We start from the raw sequence: 23937 nt of genomic DNA, 5'->3' as shown, positions 1-23937 counted from the left end.
GCACCCTCTCTATTTGTCCCTGTGAATCAGCTGCATGAGCAGCTGCTCCAGATAAGCATTCCTGCCCGGAAGCTGGTGAAGCAGGCTTACCGCCTTCTGTGACAGCTCTTCCACCGTCCTGGCCGCCTCCTCGATCCCAAGCAGCGTGACATACGTCGTCTTTTTATTCTTCTCGTCACTGTGCACCGGTTTGCCGAGCACCTCGGACGAACTTACCACATCCAGGATATCGTCCTGGATCTGGAAGGCGATTCCAACATTTCCCGCGATCTGTTCCACCGCTTTTACTTCCTCTTCCGAAGCTCCCCCAAGAATGGCGCCGATCATCATCGCGCTCTCGATGAGCGCTGCTGTCTTAAGCTCATATATCGTATCCAGCACCTCTTTCGATATGTCGCGGCCCGTCTCCCTGACATCTATGACCTGGCCGCCGATCATCCCGTAGATACCGGCCTTCTCACCGAGCACACCGAGCGCCCTTCCGATGAGCAGGCTGTCCTCCGGCTCTGTGACAAACGCCTTAAATGCTGTCTCAAATGCATAGTTGAGCAGAGCGTCGCCTGCCAGGATCCCCATATCTTCCCCGTAGACTACATGCGTCGTCCTGCGTCCCCTCCGGTATTCATCATTGTCCATTGCCGGCAGATCGTCGTGGACGAGAGAATACGTATGAATCATCTCTATGGCCGCCATAAACGGCTTGAGCGCCTTGGATCTCCCGTTGAACAGATCATATGTCTCTTTCATGAGCATGGGGCGGAGCCGTTTGCCTCCCGCCAGCAGGCTGTACGACATGGCCTCCATGATAATGCTCTGGTACCCCTTCTGTCTCGGAAGATAATCCTGAAGCACCGTCTCTATCTCCTGTACCTTACGGCTGCACTGTATATCAAAATCATTTTTAGAATTCATGTGTCTCTCCCTCTTCGTCGAGTACAAGCATCTGTTTCTCGATCCGGTCTACTTTATCGCTGCACTTTCTGAGCATATCTATACCGCTGTGGTACAGCCGGAAAGAATCCTCAAGTGATACGTCTTCTGCCTCCAGGCCCTTTATCACTTCCTCCAGCTGCCCGAAGATCTCGTTCAGCGACTGCTCCTTTGTCTCCTTCACTTCACTAGCCATGTTCTTCCTCCTTCACCCCGGCCACAGCCGCATATACGATCCCGTCCGTCACATAGACAGACAGCCTGTCGTTCTCTTTCACGTCCCGGATACTTTTCACCGTCTTACCGTCTTTTCCCTGCACATACGAATACCCCTGGTTCAGCTTACCGACAGGCGACAGCCCCTTCATCTTTTCCACGTATACCGCAAGTCTGTGCCTGGCGGCCGTAAGTCTGCCCTCCATCAGGCCGCGCAGCCTGTCCTCCATATCGACAAGCCTCTGCTGCTGCTCTCTGAGCTTATTTACCGGGTGCAGATACTTAAGCTTTGTCTCGTATTCTCTCAGCCTCATGCGCTCCATCTGAAGCTTCTGTCTCATCAGTCTGGAAAGCCGCATGCCGGCCTCGTTTAATTCACCGTTCAGCTTCTGGATGTCATATACCGCGAGTTCCGCCGCCGCCGAAGGCGTAGGCGCCCGCAGGTCCGCCACATAATCTGCTATCGTCGTGTCTGTCTCGTGTCCTACCGCAGAGATGACAGGCACAGAACAGTCAAAGATCGCCCGCGCCACTTCCTCCTCGTTAAAAGCCCACAGATCCTCAATGGAACCGCCGCCGCGGCCGACGATCATCACGTCCACCCCTGCGCGCTCCAGCATCTGTATGCCGCGCACGATACTTTCCTTCGCGCCCTCCCCCTGCACCTGGGCAGGATACAGTATAAGCTGTACGTAAGGATTGCGCCGCCTGGCTATATTCATGATATCCCGGACAGCGGCCCCGGTCGGCGCGGTGACAATACCGATCCTCTGTGCGTAAGGCGGGAGCGGCTTCTTATATTCCGGGGCAAACATTCCCATCTCTTCCAGTTCCCGCTTCAGCATCTGAAACTTTTCATACAGCACGCCTTCCCCGTCCAGCCGGATCTCCTTTGCGTACAACTGGTACGAACCGCTTCTCTCATATACATTCACAGACCCCATCACGATCACCTGCTGACCTTCGCCCATACGAAAAGAGAGCCCGCCTCGCTGCCCTGCAAACATGACACAGGCAATCGTTCCAGACTCATCCTTTAACGAAAAATATATATGTCCCGAAGTGTGATATTTACAATTAGAGACCTCACCCTTCACATAAATGCGGCCGAGCATGTAGTCCTGGGTAAACATATTTTTAATGTATGCGTTCACTTGCCTTACTGTATATACATTCCGCATCCTTTACTTACTCCCGGTTATTCAGCCAGCTTTGCGAGCACGCCGTTGACAAACGCGGGCCCTTCTTCGCCGCTGTATTTCTTTGCAAGCTCCACCGCCTCGTCGATGGCAACCCCCGTCGGGACATCCTCATCCCAGTTCATCTCATAAACGGCAAGTCTCAGGATGGTGAGGTCCACCTTGTTCATCCTGCCTGTCTTCCAGCCTGTGACATGCTCATTGATCAGCCTGTCGATCTCCTCTGTCTTCGCTGCAATGTTCCGTGATTTCCCGCTGATGTATTTTAAGTCCTCTTCTCCGGCGCTGTCAAGCTGTTCTTCGTAGAGCGCCAGCTGTTCCGGCAGTTCCTCTTCCCCGCAGAACTCCATACAGAATACCATCTTGAAGATATGTTCTCTCAATTGTGTTCTCTTCACTTACGCTTCCTCCGGCACTTGCACTCCGGCCACGCGGATATTCACATCAGCCACATCAAGACCGGTCATATTCTCGATGGCAGTCTTCACTTTATCCTGCACCTTGCCGGTGACATCCTTGACACTGTAGCCGTATTTCAGATTCAGGGCCAGACTGACTGTCACGATCCCCTCCAGCACATCTACCTTGACCCCTTTGGAAAGCGACTTCATTCCAAGCTTTCCGATGAGTTCTCTCGTGGCATTTCCCGCCATGGAAGACACGCCTTCCACCTCCATCGCCGCAAGACCCGCGATGATCGCCACCACTTCGTCAGCGATCTTCACTTCGCCCAGATTCTCATCCGCGTTTATCGTATATGCATTTCTCTCTTCTTTTCCCATGATCCATGAACCTCCTGTCTCGTTTTACACTTCTTTTTATTATAACAAATTTGTCTCTATTTGCAAACTATATTGAATAATTGCAGTCCGGCAAATATATTTAGCGTCCGAATTCAGACAGGACCAATCCTTCGTTGCGCTCCTGCGTCATGCGGATACTCCACTCATTGACAAACAGAAGCAGCGGTCTGTCTCTTAGATCTTTCACCTTCTTCATGTCCGACGTGCCCACAAGCTTCGCCAGATCCACATCCTCATTCTCGATCCATCGTATATATTCATACGGCAGGCTGTCCATGCGGATCTCCACGTTATATTCGTTCTCCAGCCTGTACTTAAGGACGTCAAACTGCAGCACTCCGACTACCCCGACGATGATCTCTTCCATACCTGTGTTATACTCCTGAAAGATCTGGATAGCGCCCTCCTGGGCGATCTGGCTGATCCCCTTGATAAACTGCTTGCGCTTCATCGTGTCTACCTGGCGCACCCGTGCAAAATGTTCCGGGGCAAAGGTCGGGATTCCTTCATAGGCAAACCGTTCCCCTGAGGTGGTCAGCGTATCCCCGATGGAAAAGATGCCTGGGTCAAATACGCCGATGATATCGCCGCCGTAAGCCTTGTCAATGATCTTGCGCTCACTCGCCATCATCTGCTGCGGCTGAGACAGACGCACTTTCCGTCCCCCCTGCATATGATACACTTCCATGCCGGCCTCAAACTCGCCGGAGCAGATGCGCATGAACGCGATCCGGTCCCGGTGGGCCTTATTCATATTGGCCTGGATCTTAAAAACAAACGCGGAAAAGTCCGGCTCTTCCATCGGATCTATCTCCCCTTTATCTGCTTTTCTCGGAAGCGGAGACGATGTCATCTTGAGAAAATGCTGCAGAAAGGTCTCCACACCAAAGTTAGTGAGGGCCGAGCCAAAGAATACAGGGGAAAGTTCCCCTCTGCTCACAAGCTCCTGATCAAATTCCGCGCCGGCGCCGTCCTGAAGTTCGATCTCCTCCTCAAGCTGTACTCTCTGAGAATCATCGATAAGCCAGGCGATCTCCGGATCATTAAACTTCACTTTCCGTACTTCTCCCTGCGTCGTCCCCTTCTTCGTATCAGAGAACAGCTCTACTTCCTTTTCCCTTCGGTCGTACACTCCCTTAAAATTCTTTCCCGAACCGATGGGCCAGTTGACAGGGCAGGTCGCAATTCCGAGCTCGTGTTCAATATCATCGAGAAGCTCAAAGGTATCCATGGCTTCCCGGTCCATCTTGTTGATAAACGTAAATATCGGAATATGGCGCATCGTGCAGACCTTGAACAGCTTTCTCGTCTGCGCCTCCACTCCCTTTGACGCGTCGATGACCATGACGGCCGAGTCGGCCGCCATGAGCGTCCGGTACGTATCCTCCGAGAAATCCTGATGCCCCGGCGTATCCAGAATATTGATGCAGTATCCGTCATAATTGAACTGAAGCACAGAAGAGGTGACCGAGATCCCTCTTTCCTTTTCAATCTCCATCCAGTCTGACACCGCGTGCTTTGAAGTCGCTTTTCCCTTCACGCTCCCCGCGGTGTTGATCGCTCCTCCGTAGAGAAGAAACTTCTCCGTCAGTGTCGTCTTGCCCGCATCGGGATGTGATATGATGGCAAACGTCCGCCTTTTCTTTATCTCATTTTTAATATCATTGCTCATCTGTGACATATATACACTCCTAAATCTATCCGTTCCATTTTTGATATACCGTAAGTATATCCCATTCAAACATCATTAGTCAGTATACCATACCCTCTTTCAATCTACAATTGAATTTTTCCCCTTCCTTCCAAAGCTGCGGACAGCAAAATGGCATAGTCCCGACCGACTATGCCGTATGCTGCAGCAATACTTATTTTACTATACTACCGGTTATTTGCCGTCAGAGCGTACCGGTGTGATCACTATGTTCTGCGCGTCAATTCCCGTCTTGCGGGAAACTATGTCTTCGATCTGTGCCCTGTTTGCATCGCTTAGTTCCTCTGCGTTTACGACAACATCGGCACTTTCCGCCGTAAGGGACACAACTGCCTCATTGAACCCCTTGGATGCCAGAAGCGTCTCGGCGGCAGCTTCTTTTTCCGCCAGATCTGTCATCTGTACCATCTGGTTTACCGCATCCTTTTTCTGTTCGTCACTCAGTTTGTCATTGTCGATGATCTCCATGAGAGACTCCTTGTTTTTGGCGCGTACCTGCTCTCTTGTCACTTTTGCTTCCGCAACTACAGCGCTGGCTTCACCGTTTGTGAGCACAGCCTCGCCCGGAGTGCCGTCCACGTTTCCGTCTTTGCTTTCACTGTCGCTGTCCTGGCTCTGAATGTCCCCCGACGCGCTGGCCAGGTCATCATCTGAGATATCCAGAAGTTCTTTATTTGCCAGTTCTCCACTTGTCTCAGTGGTCTTATCTTTGTCATTGAATAATCTGCCGGAATAGTTCAGATACCCGGCAGCAGCGATCATAACAGCAAGAGCAGCAATAATCACCTGGTTTTTCCTAAATATTCGTTTCACTGTTCACCCTCCTAATTTACCACTTCTTTTAGTTCTTCTTCATTATCTTAATTTTATGCGTGTCTACGCCAAATAATGCTTGAACTGCCTCAGTTATATTCTGAACGACGACCGCATTATTCCCGCCGGATGCCAGCACTACCACCCCCTCCACCTGCGGGCTTATTTCTTTACTTATATAAGGAGCCCCTTCCTGTGAGCTGTTACCGTCGTATACGGTCGTCTCACCTCGGCTCGAATTCTGCGTCGTCCTGCTGCCGCCCTGGCTGTCGGACTCTGTCACGGACTCCGATTCTCCTTCCACATCCTTCTCCACCACCTTTTCGGAAGAAGATTTTAAGGTGATCATCACCGTCACATCACCTACGCCTGCCATCTGCGACAACACTTCCTCCAGATGCGACTCCATCTCCCGGGCATAGGAATTCTGGTCTGCTTCTGAACTGCCGGCTGAAGCGCCGGCGCCGCCGGACTTGGCGCTGCCTTTGTCTCTGCTGCCGGAACCGGACGGTATGGCGATGACGAGCAGAAGAATGCCGGCCAGAAGGATGATGAGGATCTGGTCTTTCTTAAGCTTTCCCCCGGGAATCAGTTCCTTAAGCTTCAATGTCCATTTCTTTCTATCTTCCAACATGAATCTCCTCCACTTCTACCGCTCCTTTGCCGGCCTCTCCCTCATTTTCCTCATCTTCCGGCGTCCCCAGATAGTCAGACACGTCCACATCTTCCAGATATTTTGTGGAATCCTCTATCCGCTCGATCTCTCCTTTATAGGTCTCATTGTTATATACGTCCGTCAGTTTCTTATCCATACCGAAAATCTTTAATATCGGCGCCGCCAGCATCAAAATGAGCACGAGACCCGTAAAAAACCTTATGTATTTTTTGTAGTCCGTATTCGGCAGCACCTGTATGGCTGCCATGACAAGCACCATATAAAATGCAATATTCCGGATCCAATCATATAAATACTGAAACATAACGCCTCCTTACACCCCGCTCGTCACAGCCGACACGATAGCTATCGTCAGAAGAAATAAAAGTCCTACCGTAAATATGACACGCATCAGGATCTGGCACCCGTCACCAACGCTTTCCACACATCCTACGATCCTTTTGTCGGACACCGGCTGTATGAGAGCCGCCACCAGCTTATACATAATGACGACAATGCCGGTCTGGACAAGCGGAACGACACAGAGGGCGACACAGATGACTGCACCTGTCATTCCAATACCGTTTTTCACGAGCACTGCCGTCCCAAGCACAACTTCTGTCACTCCGCCTATGGCATCCCCGATCCCCGGTATCGCTTCGGCTCCCCTCGTCACAACGCTCCGTTTGACAGTGTCGATAGCCGGACTTATAAGCCCCTGTATCACATTGAGCCCAATGATGCAGGCAAGCAGCGTCTTCAGTGTCCATACGATCACAACCTGCATCAGCTCTGCCAGCTTGCTCAGATAATCCTCCGAAGACAGGTAATTGATGATCTTGACCATAATATATATATGGACCGCCGGCAGCAGGAAATTCACAATAAGCATCTCCACGAGATATATAAGGAACAGCACAAGATTAAAAAACGCAATGGATGTCACACTCCCTTTTGCTATGGCCACCGCCAGAAAATAAAGCGGGCAGAACACCCCCATAAAGGAAGTCAGGTTTTGGATCCCTCCCTCCACCCAGTCAATGACTATCTCAAATGAATTCAGACAGAGCGCGATCAGCAGCAGGTACAGCATGTAAAAGCTCACCTGTGAGATCTGCCTGTTCTGAAATACGTTGGAAAAATTCGTAAACACAGCGGCAATGACAGCGATGAGAAGTATATGTATCAGGTTGGATTTATTGCTGCGCACTACATAAGTCAGCTGATCCGACACAAGCCTGTTCAGCAGGTCAGCGGACAGTGACATGTCACCTGTGATGACTGCCATTAGCGTCTCTTTAAAGTCGAGCTTCTCGCCTGGGAACAGATCTTTCAGGGAATCATCGATGTCGTCAAAGTCGAACTGGCTGATGATCTTATTTTCGATCACTCCCGGATCTTCCTGTTCTTTACCGTCTGACTCTCCACTATTTTCCTGCGCGCTGTTTTGCTGCTCTTTGCGGCTGTCGTGAGCCTGTACTTCTTTTACGCCGGCAGCGCCGGCCAGTCCGGTAACCGCCAGCAGCAGCACGGCCGCCATTACATAAATACATTTTTTCATGACAGAAATTCCTTTATTGTCTCAAGCAGCGCCATGAGGACCGGCATGCTCAGCACGAGAACCGCCAGCTTTCCGAATATCTCTATCTGCACCGCGATCGTCTGGTAACCGGCATCTTTGCATATCCCGGAGGAGAACTCCGCCACATATGTGATGCCGAGCATCTTGATCAATGTTCCGATATAAGCGGTATCCATATTGATATAGCTTCCTATGGTGCGCATCATATCCACGATGATGTTCAGCCTTGTGATGATACAGAAAAAGATAAACAGACTGAGCACTACGCTGATATAAATACCATATTCTGATTTTCCGCTTTTAAACTGTACGGCAAGCAGCGCTCCCACTACCCCTATAATCCCTATCTGAACCATACTCATATGGCAACCCCTCTTTTAAGCTAAAGTGAAAATAATTTTTTGATCGACTCGAACAATTCATAAATATACGGTACGATCCAGAACAATACGAGAAGCAGTCCTGCCAGACTCGTGAGAAACGCCTGTTCTTCCCTCCCGCTGTGCTTGAGCACCTGGCTCAGCACAGACACTAGAATACCGACCGCTGCAATTTTAAATATCAGATTAACACTCATACACGCCTCCTCTATACAAGCAGGACCGTCAGAAATATGCCGCTCGTAACGCCAAGGCAGCGGCATAACCTCATCTTTGTCCTCATCCCTTCTCTTTTTTCCGACATCGAGACCGCCAGCTGCTCCTGATACAGCTCCAATGTCTTGAGCTGCATATCCATATCTGCCGCCCCAAGCCTTGTGCCCAGAGCTTTCAGCCGGCTTATCTCTTCCCCGGGGAGCCCGGAATCTGCCAGATACTCCTCTGCGCTGTTCTCCCAAATATCGGAGAATATGCCTTCGTCTCTGCTGTCCATGCGGCGGCTCATCTGGGCCAGCCATTTTGAATATGGTTCCCTGACCTGTCCCCCTATATGGAGAAAAGCCTCCCCGAGGTATGCCCTGCTGTACCGTATTTCACTTAGCAGCAGGTACATGATCTGCTGCAGATATTGTATCTGCCTGTATTCATCCTGAATCCCCGATGCCGCTCTCATCCCCATCAGTGTCGTTCCTGCCGTAAGGAGCAGAGCGCCTGCTATCTTCATCATAATTGTCTACACTCCTTGTCCCGCCGGCTGCTCCGCATACAGAAGCGTTCCTCTGTCATCATATATGCCCTCTATCTGACCTGGATGAATGCGGCTGCCAAGTACGATATACCGTTCAAATCTCTTTTCCTGCACAAGTCTGCCAAGCAGCGGTTTCTTTCGTATTTCCTCCATGGAAGCGCCGTGGATACTGGCAAGCAGTTTACATCCGCAGTGCATGGCGTACTCGACAGCATGTACATCTTCTGCCGCCCCTATTTCATCCACCGCCACCACTTCCGGGCTCATGGAACGGATGAGCATTATCATGCCTTCCGCCTTCGGACAGCAGTCCAGTACGTCTGTGCGCATGCCAAGATGATTCTGGGCGACTCCCATATAACAGCCTCCGATCTCGGAACGTTCATCCACCACTCCCACAGACATCCCCTTCACCCACGCGTTGCCGTCCGATATCTGCCGTATCATGTCTCTTAAAAGTGTCGTTTTGCCGCATCTGGGCGGCGAAATGATCAATGTATGGCACAGCTTCCGGTTGAGGGCCACATAGGGGAATATTTCATCCGCGCATCCGAGCACTTCATGTGCGATCCGAAGGTTCACCGAAGATATATATTTTATGTTCTTTACTTTCCCGTCCTCTATGATCGCCTGTCCGGTCATTCCAACTCTGTGCCCCCCTTCGATCGTGATAAACCCCTGCTTCATTTCCTGCTCATATGCATACAGCGAGTAATTGCTGATATATCCCACCATCTCCCGGATATCCTCTTTTGTGATGATATAGGGCCCGCCCCGCCCCGGCCCTGTGATGAGTTCATCCCCGCGGTAGATCATAAGAAGCGGTTTGCCTGTCCTCAATCTGATCTCCTGAAGGTAGTCGTACTGAAGCTGTTCTTCCTCTATGAGCCGGCGTACTTTCACGGGCAGCACCTTTAATATTCTGTCTCTTTGCATCTTTGTCCACCTCTTTACACAATATATGTACAGCCTTTTAATTTATTACCAAATATGTTACAATCTTAATGCCTCAGGCGGCAGCGTGATCTCTGCTCTGCCGTCCGCGGGCTGTTCAGACTACAGATAAAGAGAGGTTTTCGTATTATGATCGCTGTTTTTCTCGCACCTGTCTATATACTTTTAAACATATATGTATTCCGCTGGCTCATCCGGTGGATGGGTGCATGCACCCGCCATTTCAGAAAGCGCCCGGTACGCGCCGTGGTCCTTGTTGTCTACAGCTTCTTTGCCCTTTCCATACTGATCTCCTTTTTCTGGCCCGTCAGGTGGCTCAAGACGCTGACAAACATCTGGTTCGGAACCGTGTGTTACATACTGCTGACGGTGGCTTTCGCGGACCTTATCCGCCTCTTCCTTAAGTACGTAATAAAGGCAGACCAAAATAAGCTCTCCTCCCGCAGAACCTTTGTCACAGCCGGGACGCTGTGTATCGCGGTTATATTGTCTGTCAGCGCTTACGGCGTCCTTAACGGAAAGCATATCCGCACTACATCTTATGATGTTGCGATAGACAAAGATGCCGGAGCAATCTCTTCCATGAAAGTCGTCCTCACTGCGGACTTACATCTCGGATACAACACCGGAAATCATGAGATGGAACAGATGGTGAAAAAGATAAATGCCCAGAACCCGGACCTCGTCGTCATAGCAGGCGATTTCTTTGACAATGACTTTGACGCGCTGAAAGATCCGGAGCAGATCGCCTCTACACTGCAGAAGATCAAAAGCACCTACGGTGTATATGCCTGTTACGGAAATCACGATGTTCAGGAAAAGATTCTCGCCGGTTTTACCTTCAACCATGATGAAAAGAAGGTCAGTGACCCGCGGATGGACCAGTTTCTGGAAGATTCGGGTATCACGCTGTTAAGAGATGAAGGCGTGCTCATAGAAGATTCCTTCTACCTGTACGGAAGGGCGGATGAAGAACGGCCCGGCAGAGGTATCGACAAGCGCAGATCAGCAGAGGAACTGACAGAAGATATGGATATGAGAAAGCCTGTCCTTGTCATTGACCATGAGCCAAAGGAACTGGACGAACTTGCCGGTGCGGGAGTCGATCTGGATCTGTGCGGCCATACGCACGACGGGCAGATGTTTCCAGGGAATCTTACAATAAAGCTTCTGTGGGAAAATCCATACGGATATTTAAAGAAAGGGAATATGCATAATATTGTCACCTCCGGTGTCGGCGTCTTCGGACCGAACATGAGGGTCGGGACGAAAAGTGAAATATGTGTCATAAATGTTACTTTCAGATAGAGAAAAGCCGCCCCGGCTTCCTGCACTTACGTGCGGAAAGCCGGAGCGGCTTTTCTTTTTGTTCCTATTCTTTTATTCAAAGCGGAAGGTCTCTTTTGCTGAACCTCACGATACCGACGCCCATAAGAATGATCCCTGCCGCATATAAGACGGCGCACATTATCCACGCCTCATGGTCCCCTGCGCCAAGACCGTCGGTGTCAAACAGGGTCAGAGGAGTGGCATATTTCAGATGCTCGAACTTATCCCCCACCCGTGATATCATCTGCAGAAGGATCGAATATACGACAACTGTCGTGCTTACCGCCGATGCATTTTTCGATTCGTTGCAGAAGCAGGACGCGCAGATTCCGGCCCCGCCGAAGAACACGAGAAGTCCGAGAAGCCCGGCGTTCAGTCTCAGAAAGGCTTTTATATCCATCTCTCCGGGAAACAGCGCTTCGCTGAATACAAGTATGAGTCCGGTCGCAAAGCCGACCATTATGACAAGACAGAGCAGAAGGAAGAGCGCCTGCGTCAGCATGATCTTCCACCTCTTCACCGGCGCCGCCAGCAGATATGCCATGGAGCCGTTGTCAACGTATCTGGCTGCCAGCCTGTTTGACAAAATTATGATAAATACGCCCGGGAATGCCACATAGAGGATACCATACAGATAGCTCGATACAAAATCCAGCAGTGTCGTCCCCACATTTGTCATGCCGAACGCCGCAAACATACCGGGCATACTGTCCGCCATCGCCCGCAGGCCGTCCCCCATCTTCGGATCGAACATCATGGTGATCATGCTGCCGTACATACTGAGCACCGCGAGAAAAATAACAAGCAGAAGCCAGTTGGATTTCAGTTCTTTTTTTAATAACGTTATATTCATTATTTTTCCGCCCCCTCTCCGTAAAAATGCAGGAAAAACTCTTCCAGGCTCTGTGTGCGCACGTTTAGATCCGTCACCGTATATGCGCCTGCCTTTTTCACAAAGAAATCCAGATTTCTGCCAACTCTTAAAGTCACGGTTCTCTCGCCCGCCTGATAGGCCGCCTTCGGGAAACCGGCAGCAAATTCCTCTGCCATGGAAGCCTCCTGAAAGGTCACTTCCACCGTCTTCTGTCTTCCCTCTCTCAACTTCTCCATCTCTTCCACCGCCACGAGCCTGCCGTCACGTATGATCGCCGCGCGGTCGCACGTACGCTCGACTTCCTCAAACATATGGGACGACATGAGTATCGTTCTGCCCTGCTTCTTTTCTGTCAGGATGAGTTCCACGAACCGGTTCTGCATTAGCGGGTCCAGCCCGCTTGTCGGCTCATCGAGGATCAGGATATCCGCCCCCGTGTCCATAAAAGCACAGACAATGCCTATTTTCTGCTTCATTCCCTTGGACATCTTTTTCAATTTGCCTGATGCGTTCAGTTCAAACAGTTCCATCAATTCATGCGCCCGGCCCAGCCCTTTCATCTTTTTCATCTGAGCCACAAATTTTATGAATTCCATACCGTTCATGGAATCGATGAAGGCAATCTCTCCCGGAAGATATCCGACCGACTTCTGTATTCTGTCCGCCTCTTTAAAACAGTCCATCCCCTGAATGGACAGACTGCCCCGGTCCGGCCTGATAAATCCCATAAGCTGCCGGATCGTCGTCGTCTTGCCGGCTCCGTTTGGGCCAAGAAATCCAAGAACCTCTCCCTTTTCCACAGAAAAGCTGACATCAAATACGCCCCGCCCTTTCCCGTAGTCTTTTGTTATATTGTCGATCTCAATCACGCCCATTCTGATATTCCTCCTTATACACGAGCTTTCTGAACATAGTCATCCATCGGTCGAACTCTTCCATCAGCACATCTACATCTATTGGTTTTCCGGACATCTGAAGATCATGCAAATACCCGTCGGACATCCAGAGGAGCATCTTCATGACCATGTAGGGGTTTGCACCCTCCCTGAACTTATACGCGTCAATGCTCTTGAAATACATCTCATACAATTCTTCTGTCCGGGATACGTTTATCTGTTTTAAATCTTCGGAAACAGCTTCCTTCTCTGAATAAAACGCCCGCATGGCAAAGTCGGTTATGTACGGATTTCTGCTCAGCACCTTGACCTTTTTCCCTGCACAGTAGGAAAGCAGTTCAAAAAAATCCGTTATCTCATAGAACTTCTCATCCACGACCTGCTCCTTCATCACTTCTATCACATAGTCATACAGAAACAAATATAATTCCTTCTTGTTATGAAAGTAATAAAACAGCAGACCTTTGGAAACTCCCGCCTTCGCCGCGATCAGATCCGTGGACGCCCGTTTGTATTCATTCTGAGAGAACACCTCCATGGCCGCATTGATGATCTTCTGCTGTTTCTCCTCCGGAAGCGTGTAAAACTTTTCATTCACCCTCTCACCCCCTCACACTGTCCAAACCGGTTTGACCATTTCGGTCATTCCATATATATAACAATACCGTATTGACTATTTTTTACAACCCCTTCTGCCGAAAAATTTATTTCCGGCAGATTACCGCGATCTCGCCCCGGTGTGCCATTACCGGGTCTAAGGCTGGCGTTCAGCGCGTAATCACTTTTCTTATCAAGCATTTCCCTTCCTCCTTTTGCCACTGGGCAGATGGCTTATATTGCTATGCTTTTCTCCTGCGGCGCACAGAAAGGGCAATGTAGAGTAGAAACCATGCCGCACAATGAGCTGTAAGTATAAGAATATCTTTTGTTATTGTTGCAGAACTTCCGCCCGAAAGGCTCATAATGCCCTCGAAAGTTGCCTGCGAGGGGACAAGGTAGCAAATTGCGGAGAGAAGCGAATTGCCGCTCCCCAAAAGAAAGCTAAGGATCGGGACGGCCATGAACAACAGCATAACGATTTTAAGATAGACCACGCTGACCATAAGCCCCTCAGAAAACCTGCCGATGTACAGGCCGATGAGAGCGGCCACAAATGCGGAAAGAACAATTAGTACCAGCATGAGGGCAGTATTATGCAGGGAAAGTTGAAAACAGATACAAGCTGTAATGATCGAGGACAAGCACCCACAGAGGAAACCAATGATAAGTTTCTGCATGATGTACCGGCTGTGGGTCATGGGTAAAATTTCGTTGATAAACGCTACGCCGTCCTCCTTCTCTGAAACAATGTTCATGGCATTGAAGGTACAGCCCATAAACATAGCGACGATCAGCGTTATGGCAGCAAACATATCTTGAAATCCCGTCATCATATTGGGGTGTTCCATAATTTGAACCTTCACCTGCCGGGCCATGCCGCGTTGCTCATATAAAGCGGGGAGCGTGTCGGCGGTTTGACGAAATACATCCAGCTCGTCGCCGGAAAGAATGGTCTTGATACTGTCTCCGTCAATCTCCACACCGATTAAATTTGTAGAAGGCTCGTTGATTGCATCCATCAGTTCTTCCGGCGTTGAATAAGTTGTCACCGGGCCATATCGCTCCAGCCATGTGACGGTTTGAGCAGACAAGTTGTTTTCCAAAACGCCAAAATGAAGTTCTCCCAGTGAAGAAAGGTCAATCGAGCCGACAAAGGTTAACGCCACAGCGACGATAATCGGCAGAAGAAAAGACATCAGGCAAAACTTATCTTTCAGAACACTTTTAAGTTGATAACGCAATCCTTTCATTGTCAGCCCTCCTTTCCTATTTCTCTCTGGAACACAAATTGTACTGCGACGAATAGCGCCGCGATTGCTCCAGCATAACCCAAATAGTAAAGCGGGCCGGCTGTTGGTGTTCCAAAGTAAGCATTTTTCAGTCCCATATAAATGTGATAGAATGGATGGAACCCGATCCAATCCAGCTTTACCGACGTATTTGCCGACAAAAATACAGGAGTTGAGACAAAAATAGCAATCAGCAGATAGGCCAATGTAAACTGTCGGAAATCTTTTAGAAGCAGGGTACATGTCAGTCCGGTCAAAGCCATAAACAAGGACAGGAGCGCCGTTTGAAGTAACACTGCAGGCAATATAGATACGGTATCCGATAATCCGACATTCAGCATTGTGAGCAATATTGCAAAGAGCAGATCGGACAGCAGGAAAATTGCCAGCTTGGACAGGATGAATAGATTTTTCCGCAAGGGCATAATGGCATGAACACGGATAACCCCCATCCCTTTTTCCTTGAACAGCACAGCGGCGATCCCTAAAAATCCAACAGCAGCAATTTCAAAAAACAGCAGTTCACAGGTAATCTCTTTCCTTGCCTTTTGTTCCGGCGTATTGGAGCCTATCACTTCGGCGCTGTGATTCCCTGATGGCTGCAGGAGAGAAAGTGCGTAATCGACCCGGTGGTGGTCAGCATTTTCCGTTCCCTCATAGAATACAAGCTGTGGCTCCCCGGTACTGGCATCAATGCCAACTCCGTTCGTATCATCGAGTAAAATTGTGTCAAGTGCTTCTTTCGATGAAACTCGCTGAACCAGCGAGGAAACCGTTGTCTGTGTTCCTGCCGGGTCATACAGATACACATTGTATAGCCCGGCGTCCATAAATTTAACGTATCCAAAGTTCACATACAAAGTGTAAAGAACCAGGAAGCCCACCGACATAAGAAAAAATTTTCCAGATACCATCATCCGGCAATCTTTTATGAATAGAGAACAGAGGCTTTTCCACATCAAGACAGCCCCCTTCCCGTGTATTTGATAAACATATCCTCCAAGGTAGGTTCCTGTGAATGTATGCTGATGATCTCGTCATGTGCATAGGGGATGCCCGCCTCCAATTCCGGGGCCTCAATCGTTTTTTCCTCCCGCTTCCCCTGGTACAGATAATCAATCACGACGCGGTGGTTGCTGTTCTGTTCTTTCAGATTTTTGGGCGTGTCCAGCGCCATAATTCTTCCATTGGAGATAAAGGCTACGCGGTCACAGAGCAGATCGGCGTCCAGCATATTGTGGGTCGTTAGAAATACTGTGGTGCCTTTCTTCCGCTCCGCTTCAATAATCTTGCGGAAGAGAACAGCGCCGGACGGGTCAAGCCCGCTGGTCGGCTCGTCCAGAAACAAGAGCTTGGGATTGCTGATCAGCGCCCGCGCCATGCTTGCCCGTTGCCGCATACCTTTCGAGTAGGAGGAAACCGGCTTTTTCAAAAAATCAGGCTTAAACTCCAATTCGTCCAAAACTTCCTGAATATCCCGCAGTTGCCCTTTGGGATAGAAAGAAGAAAAATATTTGAGGTTATCAATGGCGCTCAAGTTGGCGTACAGATAGGGAAACTCAAACAAAACGCCGATCTTTTGAAAAAACTCCTGCGTGTGCGCGGCGGAAATATCCTGTCCAAACAGGGACACCTTACCGCCATGACCTTTCAAAATCCCGGTCAGAATTTTTTGGGTCGTTGACTTTCCAGAGCCATTCGGCCCCAGAAAGCCAAAGATTTCTCCATCTTCTACGGTGAAGTTCAAGCCGTGAAGGGCCTGTTTATCTTTCCCGTAGGAAAAAGTCAAATCTTTTACTTCAATCATTCATCGTCACCCCATTTCCCGTGCCGATCCTTTTTCTTGTGATGCTGGCGCTTGCTCCACCACTTCATAAACCTGATTTTGAACGGAATTGAAATCACCAGCACCACCACGATCACCAGCCACCAGTACCAAGTCAAACCTAAAAATTCCATATAACAGCCTCCTTTTTTCCAGGGTCAAAACCCTCTTGTTGAGGAAAATTTATAAAAATGTGGTGAAGTCGATGTGAGGCCGCTGTGAAGCTGGTGTGAAATTTTGCAATAGAAAAAGCCCTGCTCTCGTATTGATATGATCCTCTGAAAGCAGGGCCGCATATGAAAACAATTTATTTGACTGTGGGAATGGAGAAATAGAATTGAACGCCGTCGGAAAGATTTTCCACTCCATAGCTCAAATTCTGCATAGACAGTATCTGCGCGACGATGGCTAGCCCCAGCCCGGAACCGCTGTATTGAGAGTTGACATCCCGGTAAAATTTTGTCCAGATCTTAGGTAGATTTTCCTGCGGAATCGTGGGGCCTTGGTTATAGACGGAGAAATACAGCGTCCCCATCTGTTCTTTTAGAGACAGTTTCAAAATACCACCCGGCTGGACATTCTTTTTTGCGTTGACGAGCAGATTGTCTAAAACCTGCTCCATACGGGCCTTGTCCACATCTACATAGGCTCTCTTATCGGGAAGTTCATATTGCAGAGTGAAGTTGGCGTCCGGCGTGTCGATCAGCAATCTCCCGGCAACTGTTTCTAAAAATTCCACAAAATCAAACCGCTCAGGAACAAGCCGACAGGCTCCCGTTTCCAGCGCCGACAAATCCAACAGGGTTGTAATTAGATTGCTCATCCGCTCGGTTTCCGCTATGATAATTGCTGAATACTTTTGCTTTTTGGCCTCGTCCGCTTCGTCCTGCAGACCCTCGGCATAGGCGCGGATCACGCCCAGCGGGGTTTTCATTTCATGGGACAGGTTATCGACCAGTTCTTTACGCTCGGCCAACAGCCGCCGCTCCTGCTCTACGTCTTGTTCAAGCCGGGTATTGGCTGCTTCCAATCCGGTAAGCGCCTGTTGCAGATTTTCGGCCATAGTGCTGAGGCTTACGGCCATTTCTCCAAATTCATCATTGGTCGTAATGGTGCAAGGGTCGGAAAAATCCAGTTTTGCCATCTTCCTGGCCGTTTGATTGAGTTTAGAGATGGGTTTTGAAATAAAGTGTCCCATTAGAAAATCGACAACAAGGACAATGGCAATCACAAAGGCAAACCAAACCGCAAATGAAACATCAGGATCGATTTCCAACTTGGTTGAAAGGATGTAGGAAAGGATAAGCAGGATACCGGCCAGCTTTGAAATTATCAGTATCTTTTTTCGGACTGTACGGAACGTAAAATTATCATCTAATTTCATACTGCCACCTCGAATTTATAGCCGGAGCGAATGAGTGTGACGATATGTTTCCCCTCGTCGCCCAATTTCTGCCGCAAGGTCTTGATATGGGTATCTACCGTCCGGGTAGTACCCTCGAAGTCATATCCCCAGATTCTGTTCAATAGCTGGTCGCGGGCAAAAATCTGTCCGGGATTTACCATGAGGAAATACAGCAGTTCATATTCTTTATGGGTAAGGGTGATCTCCTGCCCGTCTATAAACACCTTATGAGACGATGGTATTACCATTATTTTCCCAACATTTAACGCGTCCAAAGGAGCGGGAGAAGAACGGCGGAGCAGGGCGTTTGCTTTTGCAAGCAGTACCTTGGGGCTGAAAGGCTTTGTCATGTAGTCGTCGGCTCCGTACTCGTAGCCCTTTAACTTATCGTCCTCGCCGCCTTTGGCTGTCAGCATGATAATCGGCATATTGCTCATTTCACGCGCCAGCTTACAGACGGAAAAGCCGTCCAGATGGGGCATCATCACGTCCAGTATCATCAAATCCATTGGATTGCTTTTCAAAATCATTAAAGCGTCCACGCCATCGTCGGCGGTGAAACAAGTATGACCGCCCCGCCGCATATATTCAACAATGATATCCTGCATGTTCTTTTCATCTTCCACAATCAAGACGTTTGCCATAAAAACACCTCTTTTCGATTTTTCAGGTTGCTTCTTCACGCCCGGCTCGTCGAACACTTTCTTCGCCGCCCTTATCCCTGTCCGTACTCTTTCTCTATCGCTTTTACCATCTCATACAGCTTTCTGTTGGCCGGAGCCGGTATTTTGTGCTTCTCGCATATGGGGATCACTGTCCCCGCAAACATCTCCACCTCCGAATAACGCCGCGCAACCCTGTCCTGGGCCATAGACGGATAGCCGTTCGGATCAAGTTTTCCCAAAAGGCCGACGTAGAAATCCACGTCTTCTTCCCCGAGCGCGATTCCCTCCGCGTTTGCGGCGGCGATCACTTCATGCATGGCTTCCAGCATAATATCATGGGGCTCTCCCGGCAGAAGTACGCCCTCATATGTAGTGCCGTATGCCATACAAGTCTGGTTCACGCCTACATTCAGCATGAACTTGCCCCAGATCCGGTGCATAATATCTTCGTCCACCGTATACGGCATGCCGATGCTGTCGAAATATGCCGCCACACGCTCTACATTGGACTTTTGGGCCGGCTCCTTCCTGCCGATGCACAGTTCGCCCATCTGTGTGTACTTGAGCACATTTCCTGCCTTCATGGCATCCATACCCTGGGCTACCGTATAGACCATTCTCCCGCTCCCGTATGTCTCTGCAATGATATCTTCGCTGCTGATCCCGTTCATGACGGACATAAGGATGGTATCTGCCCCTACACAGTGTCTCATCGTCTGTATGGCCGGTTTAAGGCCGCTGTATTTCACCGCTGTTATCACGAGGTCCGCAGGGGCCGCCTCGGCAGCATCCAACATGGCAAAGGTCTGTTCCCTGCCGTTGCAGATGACCGGACGTCCTTCATATCTCGCCAGCCTCTCGCGGTCCATGACAAACGCCACGTCGCCGCCGTGTTCTTTAATGTGATCCGCATACATGACGCCCAGCGCGCCCATCCCTATAATATATACTTTCATTGATAATGTCCTCCTTCTCAACTGTTATGGAACGGGAAAGAAACCGTACCATAAAGACAAAAACCACAGAATCAGTTTCCTGCATTCTGTGGTTCTTCCCTAATTTATTTTGCAACATCTTTCATGCTGAAAGAGATACGCCCCATCTTGTCCTTGCCAAGGCATACTACCGTGACAACGTCTCCCAGTGTCAGTACATCTTCTACATGGTTGATCCTCTCTTTTGAAATCTTGGAAATATGAACCATACCTTCTTTGCCCGGAGCAAATTCAAGGAATGCACCAAACTCTTTAATGCTGACTACTTTACCTTCCAGTATCTGGCCTGCCTCAAAGTCCGCCACGATAATTTCGATCAGTCTTTTTGCTTCCGCCATGCTGTCGGCCTCTACGCCGCAGATAGAAACGGCACCGTCGTCGGTAATATCGATCTTAACGCCTGTCTGCTCTATGATGGCATTGATCGTCTTGCCGCGCTGTCCCACTACATCACCGATCTTCTGCGGATCGATCTGCATCTGGATGATCTTCGGCGCATACGCTCCCACTTCCGGTCTCGGCTCTGCGATCGTCTTGTTCATCACTTCGTCAAGGATAAAGGTTCTTGCTTTCTTCGTCGTCGCAATGGCTTCCTCGATGATCGGCCTTGTCAGTCCGTGAATCTTAATGTCCATCTGAATTGCAGTGATACCTTTATGCGTACCTGCAACCTTGAAGTCCATGTCGCCGAAAAAGTCTTCCAGTCCCTGAATATCGGTGAGCACAAGATAATCGTCATCCGTGTCGCCTGTCACAAGTCCTGCGGAGATACCTGCGACCGCGGCCTTGATCGGAACACCCGCTGCCATAAGTGACATGGAGGACGCACAGATACTTGCCTGGGAAGTTGATCCATTGGATTCAAATGTCTCTGATACCGTACGGATCGCATATGGGAACTCTGTCTCCGACGGCAGTACAGGTATGAGAGCCCTCTCTGCCAGAGCTCCATGGCCGATCTCACGGCGTCCGGGTCCTCTTGACGGTCTCGTCTCTCCCACGGAGTAAGACGGGAAGTTATAGTGATGCATGTATCTCTTGGAAGTCTCCGCCTCATCAAGTCCGTCCAGTCTCTGCGCTTCTGCCAGCGGTGCCAGTGTAGTGACCGTACATATCTGTGTCTGTCCCCTTGTAAACATGGCGGAACCATGTACCCTCGGTATCAGATCGATCTCTGCGGCCAGCGCTCTGATCTGGTCGACAGCCCTGCCGTCCGGACGCTTGTGGTCTTTTAATATCATCTTGCGCACAGTCTTTTTCTGGTACTGGTATACTGCCTCTGAGAGCACCTCAAGCCATTCTTCTTTCTCCGCAAAAGCTTCTTCCAGTCTGGCTGTGATGACACGGATATTTTCCTCACGTGTCTGCTTGTCATCTGTAAATACTGCCTCTTCCATCTCCTGCGGCGGAACAAGTTCCCTGATCGCAGCGAACAGCTCTTCCGGAACAGCACAGCTTTCATACGTATGCTTCTGTTTTCCGCACTCGGCCACGATAGTGTCTATAAAAGCTATCACTTTCTGGTTCAGCTCGTGTGCGGCGAAGATGGCTTCTATCATCTTATCTTCCGGGACTTCATTGGCCCCGGCTTCGATCATGATCACCTTATCTCTTGTGGAAGCGACCGTAAGCGCCATATCGGAAGCTTCTTTCTGTGCGGCCGTCGGATTGAATACAAGCGTATTGTCCACAAGCCCTACCTGTGTGGCGGAAATCGGTCCGTCAAACGGGATGTCAGAAATCGTAGTAGCGATCGCCGCGCCGAGCATGGCCGTCAGTTCAGGGCTGCAGTCCTGGTCCACTGACATGACAAGGTTCTCGAGTGTAACGTCATTGCGGTAATCCTTCGGGAACAGCGGGCGCATCGGTCTGTCGATGACACGGCATGTGAGCACCGCATTCTCGGAAGCTTTTCCTTCTCTTTTGTTGAATCCTCCCGGGATCTTGCCCACAGAATACAATCTCTCATTGTACTCAACGCTTAGCGGGAAGAAGTCGATTCCTTCTCTCGGCTTCTCAGAAGCCGTTGCCGTACAGAGTACCGTCGTATCCCCATAGTGCATGAGCACCGCTCCGTTGGCCTGCTTCGCAACCCTGTCTACATCTACACGGAGTTTTCTGCCGGCCAGTTCCATCTCAAATTTCTTATACATATTGTTCTCCTTTTATCTCTTACATTTTAAGTAAACAGGAGACGCCGAAACTACTGAAAAACATACTTTCAGCATAAAATACGCTTTTCAGTGGTCTCGGATATGTCATTCCTGTCCACAATCTAGAATATTATAGCACACTCGCAGGATTTATGCCACTCTTTTTACGTTTTCAGAAAAAGTAGGGCAGAGCTGCCGGATACCGGCTCCCTGCCCTAAGCTTTCCGTGTTTATTTTTCATTGTGGAGCAGCTTATGTTCTTTTCCTCTCAACAGCCCGCTGTAGAGTGTCTGGATAATGGGATTTTCGTTAGACCGTTTGATCTGCGCCACCGTATCGATCTTATACAGCGCTTCCAGTCTCGCCTTCTTCGTGCGCGCCCCTATCGGCACCGGCTGTCCGCCGCCGGTGATGCAGCCGCGCTTGCAGGCCATGACCTCCACGAAATCATAATAAGTCTCACCGGACCGGATGCGGCTCATCACTTCATCCGCGCACTTGAGCCCATTGACCACGGCTATCTTTACTTCCCGCTCTCCGAGCCTTACAGAGGCCTCCTTGATCCCGTCTATGCCGCGTACTCCGGTAAAGCTTATATTTTCCAGCTCTTCCTGCCGGCTGCTTCCTGCCAGGCGGCGCAGGACTGCTTCCGTCACCCCTCCGGTCACCCCGAATATGGCGCCCGCCCCGGAAGAAAGTCCGAAAGGCATATCAAGCGCCTCTGACGGCATCTGGGCAAGGTCGATTCCCGCCTCTTTTATCATCCGCGTCACTTCCGTCGTCGTGAGCACATAGTCCACATCCTGCTCTCCGTCCGTCCTGTGCTCCGGCCGGTGTATCTCGGCTTTTTTTGCCGTACACGGCATGATGGATACAACCACGGTTTTTCTCTTATCCTCTTTGTCCATGCGCGCCTCTTCCTTCAGCACTGCGCCGAACATCTGCTGAGGCGAGCGGCACGTAGAGATATGTTCCCGAAGATCCGGATATTTGTTCTCACAAAACTTGACCCATCCCGGACAGCAGGAGGTAAACAGCGGCAGGTTTTCCCCTGAATCCAGGCGCTCCAGCAATTCTTCTGACTCTTCCATGACAGTGAGGTCCGCGCCGAAATTCGTGTCGTATATCTCGTCAAATCCCATGCGGCGCAGGGCGGCCGCCAGCTTTCCAAGAGAATTCTCTCCCTTAGGTATGCCGAACTTGTCACCTACCGCCACACGCACCGCGGGAGCGATCTGCACGACGACGCGGGTGTCCGGATCCGCAACCGCCTCCCATACCGGACGGATATTCTGCTTGATCGTGATGGCGCCGGTCGGACATACGGCTCTGCACTGTCCGCAGCCCACACAGTCTGTCTTCGCCAGATCCTTATTAAAGGCAGGCATCACCTGCATCCTCGCGCCGCGGAAGGCAAAGTCGAGCACACCGAGCCCCTGTATCTCGTCGCATGTGCGCACACAGTCCCCGCAAAGTATACATTTGTTCGGGTCACGCACGATGCAGTCCGAACTTTCATCCAGCGGAAGCTGCGGCTTGTTATTCTCAAATCTGACATAACTTACACCGAGCTGCTGCGCCAGTTTCTGCAGTGTACAGACTCCATTTTTCCGGCACGTCGTACAGTCCCTGCAGTGGGATGCCAGCAGCAGTTCCAGTATCATTTTGCGGTGGTGCTGGAGTCTCGGTGTGTTCGTATAGATGACCATGCCTTCCCTCGGTGTCTCCGAGCAGGACGCAAACACCCTCCCCCTGTCATCTTCCACCACGCACATCCTGCACGCTCCGTAAGTCGACAGCTCTGAATGATAGCAGAACGTAGGAAGATCGATCCCGGACTTCCGGATGACTGAAAGCACATTCTTCTCATCCTCGAACGCCACCTTCCGGTTGTTGATTGTCATATATTTCATGT

Annotated in this window: 28 protein-coding genes; 1 reads left to right on the top strand and 27 read right to left on the bottom strand. The window is 50.1% G+C overall.

The window, feature by feature from the left end; all coding sequences use genetic code 11:
* Nucleotides 1-9: 9 nt before the first annotated feature.
* The 14 genes from LAJLEIBI_RS07645 to spoIIIAA all read right to left on the bottom strand — a co-directional run bounded on the left by LAJLEIBI_RS07645 (nucleotide 10) and on the right by spoIIIAA (nucleotide 9973).
* A complete protein-coding gene (locus tag LAJLEIBI_RS07645; protein WP_006444095.1) occupies nucleotides 10-912 on the bottom strand; it encodes a polyprenyl synthetase family protein in 903 nt (300 codons plus the stop codon).
* Nucleotides 902-1126 (bottom strand): exodeoxyribonuclease VII small subunit, encoded by a 225-nt coding sequence (gene xseB, locus LAJLEIBI_RS07640; RefSeq protein WP_006444094.1) that lies wholly within the window; start codon nucleotides 1124-1126, stop codon nucleotides 902-904. Before xseB ends, LAJLEIBI_RS07645 begins: the two co-directional genes overlap by 11 nt.
* Nucleotides 1119-2327 (bottom strand): exodeoxyribonuclease VII large subunit, encoded by a 1209-nt coding sequence (gene xseA, locus LAJLEIBI_RS07635; protein WP_006444093.1) that lies wholly within the window; start codon nucleotides 2325-2327, stop codon nucleotides 1119-1121. Before xseA ends, xseB begins: the two co-directional genes overlap by 8 nt.
* A gap of 17 nt (nucleotides 2328-2344) precedes the next feature.
* Nucleotides 2345-2743: a transcription antitermination factor NusB gene (gene nusB, locus LAJLEIBI_RS07630; protein WP_006444092.1), complete on the bottom strand. Its 399-nt coding sequence runs from the start codon at nucleotides 2741-2743 to the stop codon at nucleotides 2345-2347.
* Entirely contained in the window at nucleotides 2744-3127 is a 384-nt protein-coding gene (locus LAJLEIBI_RS07625; protein ID WP_006444091.1) for an Asp23/Gls24 family envelope stress response protein, read from the bottom strand.
* A gap of 100 nt (nucleotides 3128-3227) precedes the next feature.
* Entirely contained in the window at nucleotides 3228-4820 is a 1593-nt protein-coding gene (locus LAJLEIBI_RS07620) for a peptide chain release factor 3 (RefSeq protein ID WP_390527618.1), read from the bottom strand.
* Nucleotides 4821-5033: 213 nt separating this feature from the next.
* Nucleotides 5034-5672 (bottom strand): SpoIIIAH-like family protein, encoded by a 639-nt coding sequence (locus LAJLEIBI_RS07615; RefSeq protein ID WP_006444089.1) that lies wholly within the window; start codon nucleotides 5670-5672, stop codon nucleotides 5034-5036.
* A 28-nt stretch (nucleotides 5673-5700) separates the two neighbouring features.
* Entirely contained in the window at nucleotides 5701-6306 is a 606-nt protein-coding gene (locus tag LAJLEIBI_RS07610; protein ID WP_006444088.1) for a hypothetical protein, read from the bottom strand.
* Complete coding sequence (locus LAJLEIBI_RS07605) at nucleotides 6293-6652, bottom strand: stage III sporulation protein AF (RefSeq protein ID WP_006444087.1); 360 nt, start codon at nucleotides 6650-6652, stop codon at nucleotides 6293-6295. Before LAJLEIBI_RS07605 ends, LAJLEIBI_RS07610 begins: the two co-directional genes overlap by 14 nt.
* A gap of 9 nt (nucleotides 6653-6661) precedes the next feature.
* Nucleotides 6662-7888 carry a stage III sporulation protein AE gene (locus LAJLEIBI_RS07600; protein WP_006444086.1) on the bottom strand — a complete coding sequence of 409 codons (1227 nt, stop codon included), beginning with the start codon at nucleotides 7886-7888 and terminating at the stop codon, nucleotides 6662-6664.
* Nucleotides 7885-8271 (bottom strand): stage III sporulation protein AD, encoded by a 387-nt coding sequence (spoIIIAD, locus tag LAJLEIBI_RS07595; protein WP_006444085.1) that lies wholly within the window; start codon nucleotides 8269-8271, stop codon nucleotides 7885-7887. The genes LAJLEIBI_RS07600 and spoIIIAD overlap by 4 nt, the downstream gene beginning before the upstream one ends.
* 20 nt (nucleotides 8272-8291) lie before the next feature.
* Entirely contained in the window at nucleotides 8292-8486 is a 195-nt protein-coding gene (gene spoIIIAC / locus LAJLEIBI_RS07590) for a stage III sporulation protein AC (RefSeq protein WP_040435211.1), read from the bottom strand.
* An 11-nt stretch (nucleotides 8487-8497) separates the two neighbouring features.
* Nucleotides 8498-9016 carry a stage III sporulation protein AB gene (locus LAJLEIBI_RS07585; protein WP_138263644.1) on the bottom strand — a complete coding sequence of 173 codons (519 nt, stop codon included), beginning with the start codon at nucleotides 9014-9016 and terminating at the stop codon, nucleotides 8498-8500.
* 6 nt (nucleotides 9017-9022) lie between these two features.
* Entirely contained in the window at nucleotides 9023-9973 is a 951-nt protein-coding gene (gene spoIIIAA / locus LAJLEIBI_RS07580; protein WP_006444082.1) for a stage III sporulation protein AA, read from the bottom strand.
* Between the two features lie 147 nt (nucleotides 9974-10120).
* Between spoIIIAA and LAJLEIBI_RS07575 the strand changes: the two genes are divergently transcribed.
* Nucleotides 10121-11299, top strand: a complete 1179-nt coding sequence (locus LAJLEIBI_RS07575; RefSeq protein ID WP_006444081.1) for a metallophosphoesterase — start codon at nucleotides 10121-10123, stop codon at nucleotides 11297-11299.
* Between the two features lie 76 nt (nucleotides 11300-11375).
* Here LAJLEIBI_RS07575 and LAJLEIBI_RS07570 read toward each other — a convergent pair whose 3' ends face one another.
* From LAJLEIBI_RS07570 to LAJLEIBI_RS07520, 13 genes are all read right to left on the bottom strand, one after another.
* A complete protein-coding gene (locus tag LAJLEIBI_RS07570) occupies nucleotides 11376-12173 on the bottom strand; it encodes an ABC transporter permease (protein ID WP_006444080.1) in 798 nt (265 codons plus the stop codon).
* On the bottom strand, nucleotides 12173-13069 hold the full coding sequence (locus LAJLEIBI_RS07565) for an ABC transporter ATP-binding protein (protein WP_006444079.1): 897 nt from the start codon (nucleotides 13067-13069) through the stop codon (nucleotides 12173-12175). The genes LAJLEIBI_RS07570 and LAJLEIBI_RS07565 overlap by 1 nt, the downstream gene beginning before the upstream one ends.
* Nucleotides 13056-13688 (bottom strand): TetR/AcrR family transcriptional regulator, encoded by a 633-nt coding sequence (locus LAJLEIBI_RS07560; RefSeq protein ID WP_006444078.1) that lies wholly within the window; start codon nucleotides 13686-13688, stop codon nucleotides 13056-13058. The genes LAJLEIBI_RS07565 and LAJLEIBI_RS07560 overlap by 14 nt, the downstream gene beginning before the upstream one ends.
* Before the next feature lie 44 nt (nucleotides 13689-13732).
* On the bottom strand, nucleotides 13733-13888 hold the full coding sequence (locus LAJLEIBI_RS18060) for a hypothetical protein (protein ID WP_006444077.1): 156 nt from the start codon (nucleotides 13886-13888) through the stop codon (nucleotides 13733-13735).
* A 41-nt stretch (nucleotides 13889-13929) separates the two neighbouring features.
* Nucleotides 13930-14940 (bottom strand): ABC transporter permease, encoded by a 1011-nt coding sequence (locus LAJLEIBI_RS07555; RefSeq protein ID WP_006444076.1) that lies wholly within the window; start codon nucleotides 14938-14940, stop codon nucleotides 13930-13932.
* A gap of 2 nt (nucleotides 14941-14942) precedes the next feature.
* The gene (locus tag LAJLEIBI_RS07550; protein WP_006444075.1) at nucleotides 14943-15938 is read right to left on the bottom strand and encodes an ABC transporter permease; all 996 of its coding nucleotides are present in this window, start codon (nucleotides 15936-15938) and stop codon (nucleotides 14943-14945) included.
* Complete coding sequence (locus LAJLEIBI_RS07545; protein WP_006444074.1) at nucleotides 15938-16786, bottom strand: ABC transporter ATP-binding protein; 849 nt, start codon at nucleotides 16784-16786, stop codon at nucleotides 15938-15940. The genes LAJLEIBI_RS07550 and LAJLEIBI_RS07545 overlap by 1 nt, the downstream gene beginning before the upstream one ends.
* Complete coding sequence (locus tag LAJLEIBI_RS18055; RefSeq protein WP_006444073.1) at nucleotides 16783-16938, bottom strand: hypothetical protein; 156 nt, start codon at nucleotides 16936-16938, stop codon at nucleotides 16783-16785. The genes LAJLEIBI_RS07545 and LAJLEIBI_RS18055 overlap by 4 nt, the downstream gene beginning before the upstream one ends.
* A gap of 173 nt (nucleotides 16939-17111) precedes the next feature.
* A complete protein-coding gene (locus tag LAJLEIBI_RS07540; protein WP_006444071.1) occupies nucleotides 17112-18188 on the bottom strand; it encodes a HAMP domain-containing sensor histidine kinase in 1077 nt (358 codons plus the stop codon).
* Nucleotides 18185-18853 carry a response regulator transcription factor gene (locus LAJLEIBI_RS07535; protein ID WP_040435209.1) on the bottom strand — a complete coding sequence of 223 codons (669 nt, stop codon included), beginning with the start codon at nucleotides 18851-18853 and terminating at the stop codon, nucleotides 18185-18187. The genes LAJLEIBI_RS07540 and LAJLEIBI_RS07535 overlap by 4 nt, the downstream gene beginning before the upstream one ends.
* Before the next feature lie 71 nt (nucleotides 18854-18924).
* Nucleotides 18925-19830: a ketopantoate reductase family protein gene (locus LAJLEIBI_RS07530; protein ID WP_006444069.1), complete on the bottom strand. Its 906-nt coding sequence runs from the start codon at nucleotides 19828-19830 to the stop codon at nucleotides 18925-18927.
* Nucleotides 19831-19934: 104 nt separating this feature from the next.
* Nucleotides 19935-22022 carry a polyribonucleotide nucleotidyltransferase gene (locus LAJLEIBI_RS07525; RefSeq protein ID WP_006444068.1) on the bottom strand — a complete coding sequence of 696 codons (2088 nt, stop codon included), beginning with the start codon at nucleotides 22020-22022 and terminating at the stop codon, nucleotides 19935-19937.
* 230 nt (nucleotides 22023-22252) lie between these two features.
* A complete protein-coding gene (locus LAJLEIBI_RS07520; RefSeq protein ID WP_006444067.1) occupies nucleotides 22253-23935 on the bottom strand; it encodes a [FeFe] hydrogenase, group A in 1683 nt (560 codons plus the stop codon).
* Between the last annotated feature and the right edge of the window lie 2 nt (nucleotides 23936-23937).

It is taken from the genome of [Clostridium] hylemonae DSM 15053 (genome assembly GCF_008281175.1).
In the GTDB taxonomy this organism is placed as follows: domain Bacteria; phylum Bacillota; class Clostridia; order Lachnospirales; family Lachnospiraceae; genus Extibacter; species Extibacter hylemonae.
Note: the sequence above shows the minus strand (reverse complement) of the source record. Positions and strands in the feature narration are given on the sequence as shown.

What these genes read in the sequence shown, in the direction of transcription:
- LAJLEIBI_RS07605 (WP_006444087.1), bottom strand. Translation starts at nt 6,652, where the DNA reads ATGTTTCAGTATTTATATGATTGGATCCGGAATATTGCATTTTATATG.
- LAJLEIBI_RS07530 (WP_006444069.1), bottom strand. Translation starts at nt 19,830, where the DNA reads ATGAAAGTATATATTATAGGGATGGGCGCGCTGGGCGTCATGTATGCG.
- LAJLEIBI_RS07610 (WP_006444088.1), bottom strand. Translation starts at nt 6,306, where the DNA reads ATGTTGGAAGATAGAAAGAAATGGACATTGAAGCTTAAGGAACTGATT.
- LAJLEIBI_RS07550 (WP_006444075.1), bottom strand. Translation starts at nt 15,938, where the DNA reads ATGTGGAAAAGCCTCTGTTCTCTATTCATAAAAGATTGCCGGATGATG.
- xseA (WP_006444093.1), bottom strand. Translation starts at nt 2,327, where the DNA reads ATGCGGAATGTATATACAGTAAGGCAAGTGAACGCATACATTAAAAAT.
- LAJLEIBI_RS07545 (WP_006444074.1), bottom strand. Translation starts at nt 16,786, where the DNA reads ATGATTGAAGTAAAAGATTTGACTTTTTCCTACGGGAAAGATAAACAG.
- LAJLEIBI_RS07540 (WP_006444071.1), bottom strand. Translation starts at nt 18,188, where the DNA reads ATGAAATTAGATGATAATTTTACGTTCCGTACAGTCCGAAAAAAGATA.
- LAJLEIBI_RS07525 (WP_006444068.1), bottom strand. Translation starts at nt 22,022, where the DNA reads ATGTATAAGAAATTTGAGATGGAACTGGCCGGCAGAAAACTCCGTGTA.
- LAJLEIBI_RS07520 (WP_006444067.1), bottom strand. Translation starts at nt 23,935, where the DNA reads ATGAAATATATGACAATCAACAACCGGAAGGTGGCGTTCGAGGATGAG.
- LAJLEIBI_RS07555 (WP_006444076.1), bottom strand. Translation starts at nt 14,940, where the DNA reads ATGAAAGGATTGCGTTATCAACTTAAAAGTGTTCTGAAAGATAAGTTT.
- spoIIIAA (WP_006444082.1), bottom strand. Translation starts at nt 9,973, where the DNA reads ATGCAAAGAGACAGAATATTAAAGGTGCTGCCCGTGAAAGTACGCCGG.
- LAJLEIBI_RS18055 (WP_006444073.1), bottom strand. Translation starts at nt 16,938, where the DNA reads ATGGAATTTTTAGGTTTGACTTGGTACTGGTGGCTGGTGATCGTGGTG.
- LAJLEIBI_RS07575 (WP_006444081.1), top strand. Translation starts at nt 10,121, where the DNA reads ATGATCGCTGTTTTTCTCGCACCTGTCTATATACTTTTAAACATATAT.
- xseB (WP_006444094.1), bottom strand. Translation starts at nt 1,126, where the DNA reads ATGGCTAGTGAAGTGAAGGAGACAAAGGAGCAGTCGCTGAACGAGATC.
- LAJLEIBI_RS07570 (WP_006444080.1), bottom strand. Translation starts at nt 12,173, where the DNA reads ATGAATATAACGTTATTAAAAAAAGAACTGAAATCCAACTGGCTTCTG.
- LAJLEIBI_RS07625 (WP_006444091.1), bottom strand. Translation starts at nt 3,127, where the DNA reads ATGGGAAAAGAAGAGAGAAATGCATATACGATAAACGCGGATGAGAAT.
- spoIIIAC (WP_040435211.1), bottom strand. Translation starts at nt 8,486, where the DNA reads ATGAGTGTTAATCTGATATTTAAAATTGCAGCGGTCGGTATTCTAGTG.
- LAJLEIBI_RS07565 (WP_006444079.1), bottom strand. Translation starts at nt 13,069, where the DNA reads ATGGGCGTGATTGAGATCGACAATATAACAAAAGACTACGGGAAAGGG.
- LAJLEIBI_RS18060 (WP_006444077.1), bottom strand. Translation starts at nt 13,888, where the DNA reads ATGCTTGATAAGAAAAGTGATTACGCGCTGAACGCCAGCCTTAGACCC.
- LAJLEIBI_RS07535 (WP_040435209.1), bottom strand. Translation starts at nt 18,853, where the DNA reads ATGGCAAACGTCTTGATTGTGGAAGATGAAAAGAACATGCAGGATATC.
- spoIIIAD (WP_006444085.1), bottom strand. Translation starts at nt 8,271, where the DNA reads ATGAGTATGGTTCAGATAGGGATTATAGGGGTAGTGGGAGCGCTGCTT.
- LAJLEIBI_RS07645 (WP_006444095.1), bottom strand. Translation starts at nt 912, where the DNA reads ATGAATTCTAAAAATGATTTTGATATACAGTGCAGCCGTAAGGTACAG.
- LAJLEIBI_RS07585 (WP_138263644.1), bottom strand. Translation starts at nt 9,016, where the DNA reads ATGATGAAGATAGCAGGCGCTCTGCTCCTTACGGCAGGAACGACACTG.
- LAJLEIBI_RS07600 (WP_006444086.1), bottom strand. Translation starts at nt 7,888, where the DNA reads ATGAAAAAATGTATTTATGTAATGGCGGCCGTGCTGCTGCTGGCGGTT.
- LAJLEIBI_RS07620 (WP_390527618.1), bottom strand. Translation starts at nt 4,820, where the DNA reads ATGAGCAATGATATTAAAAATGAGATAAAGAAAAGGCGGACGTTTGCC.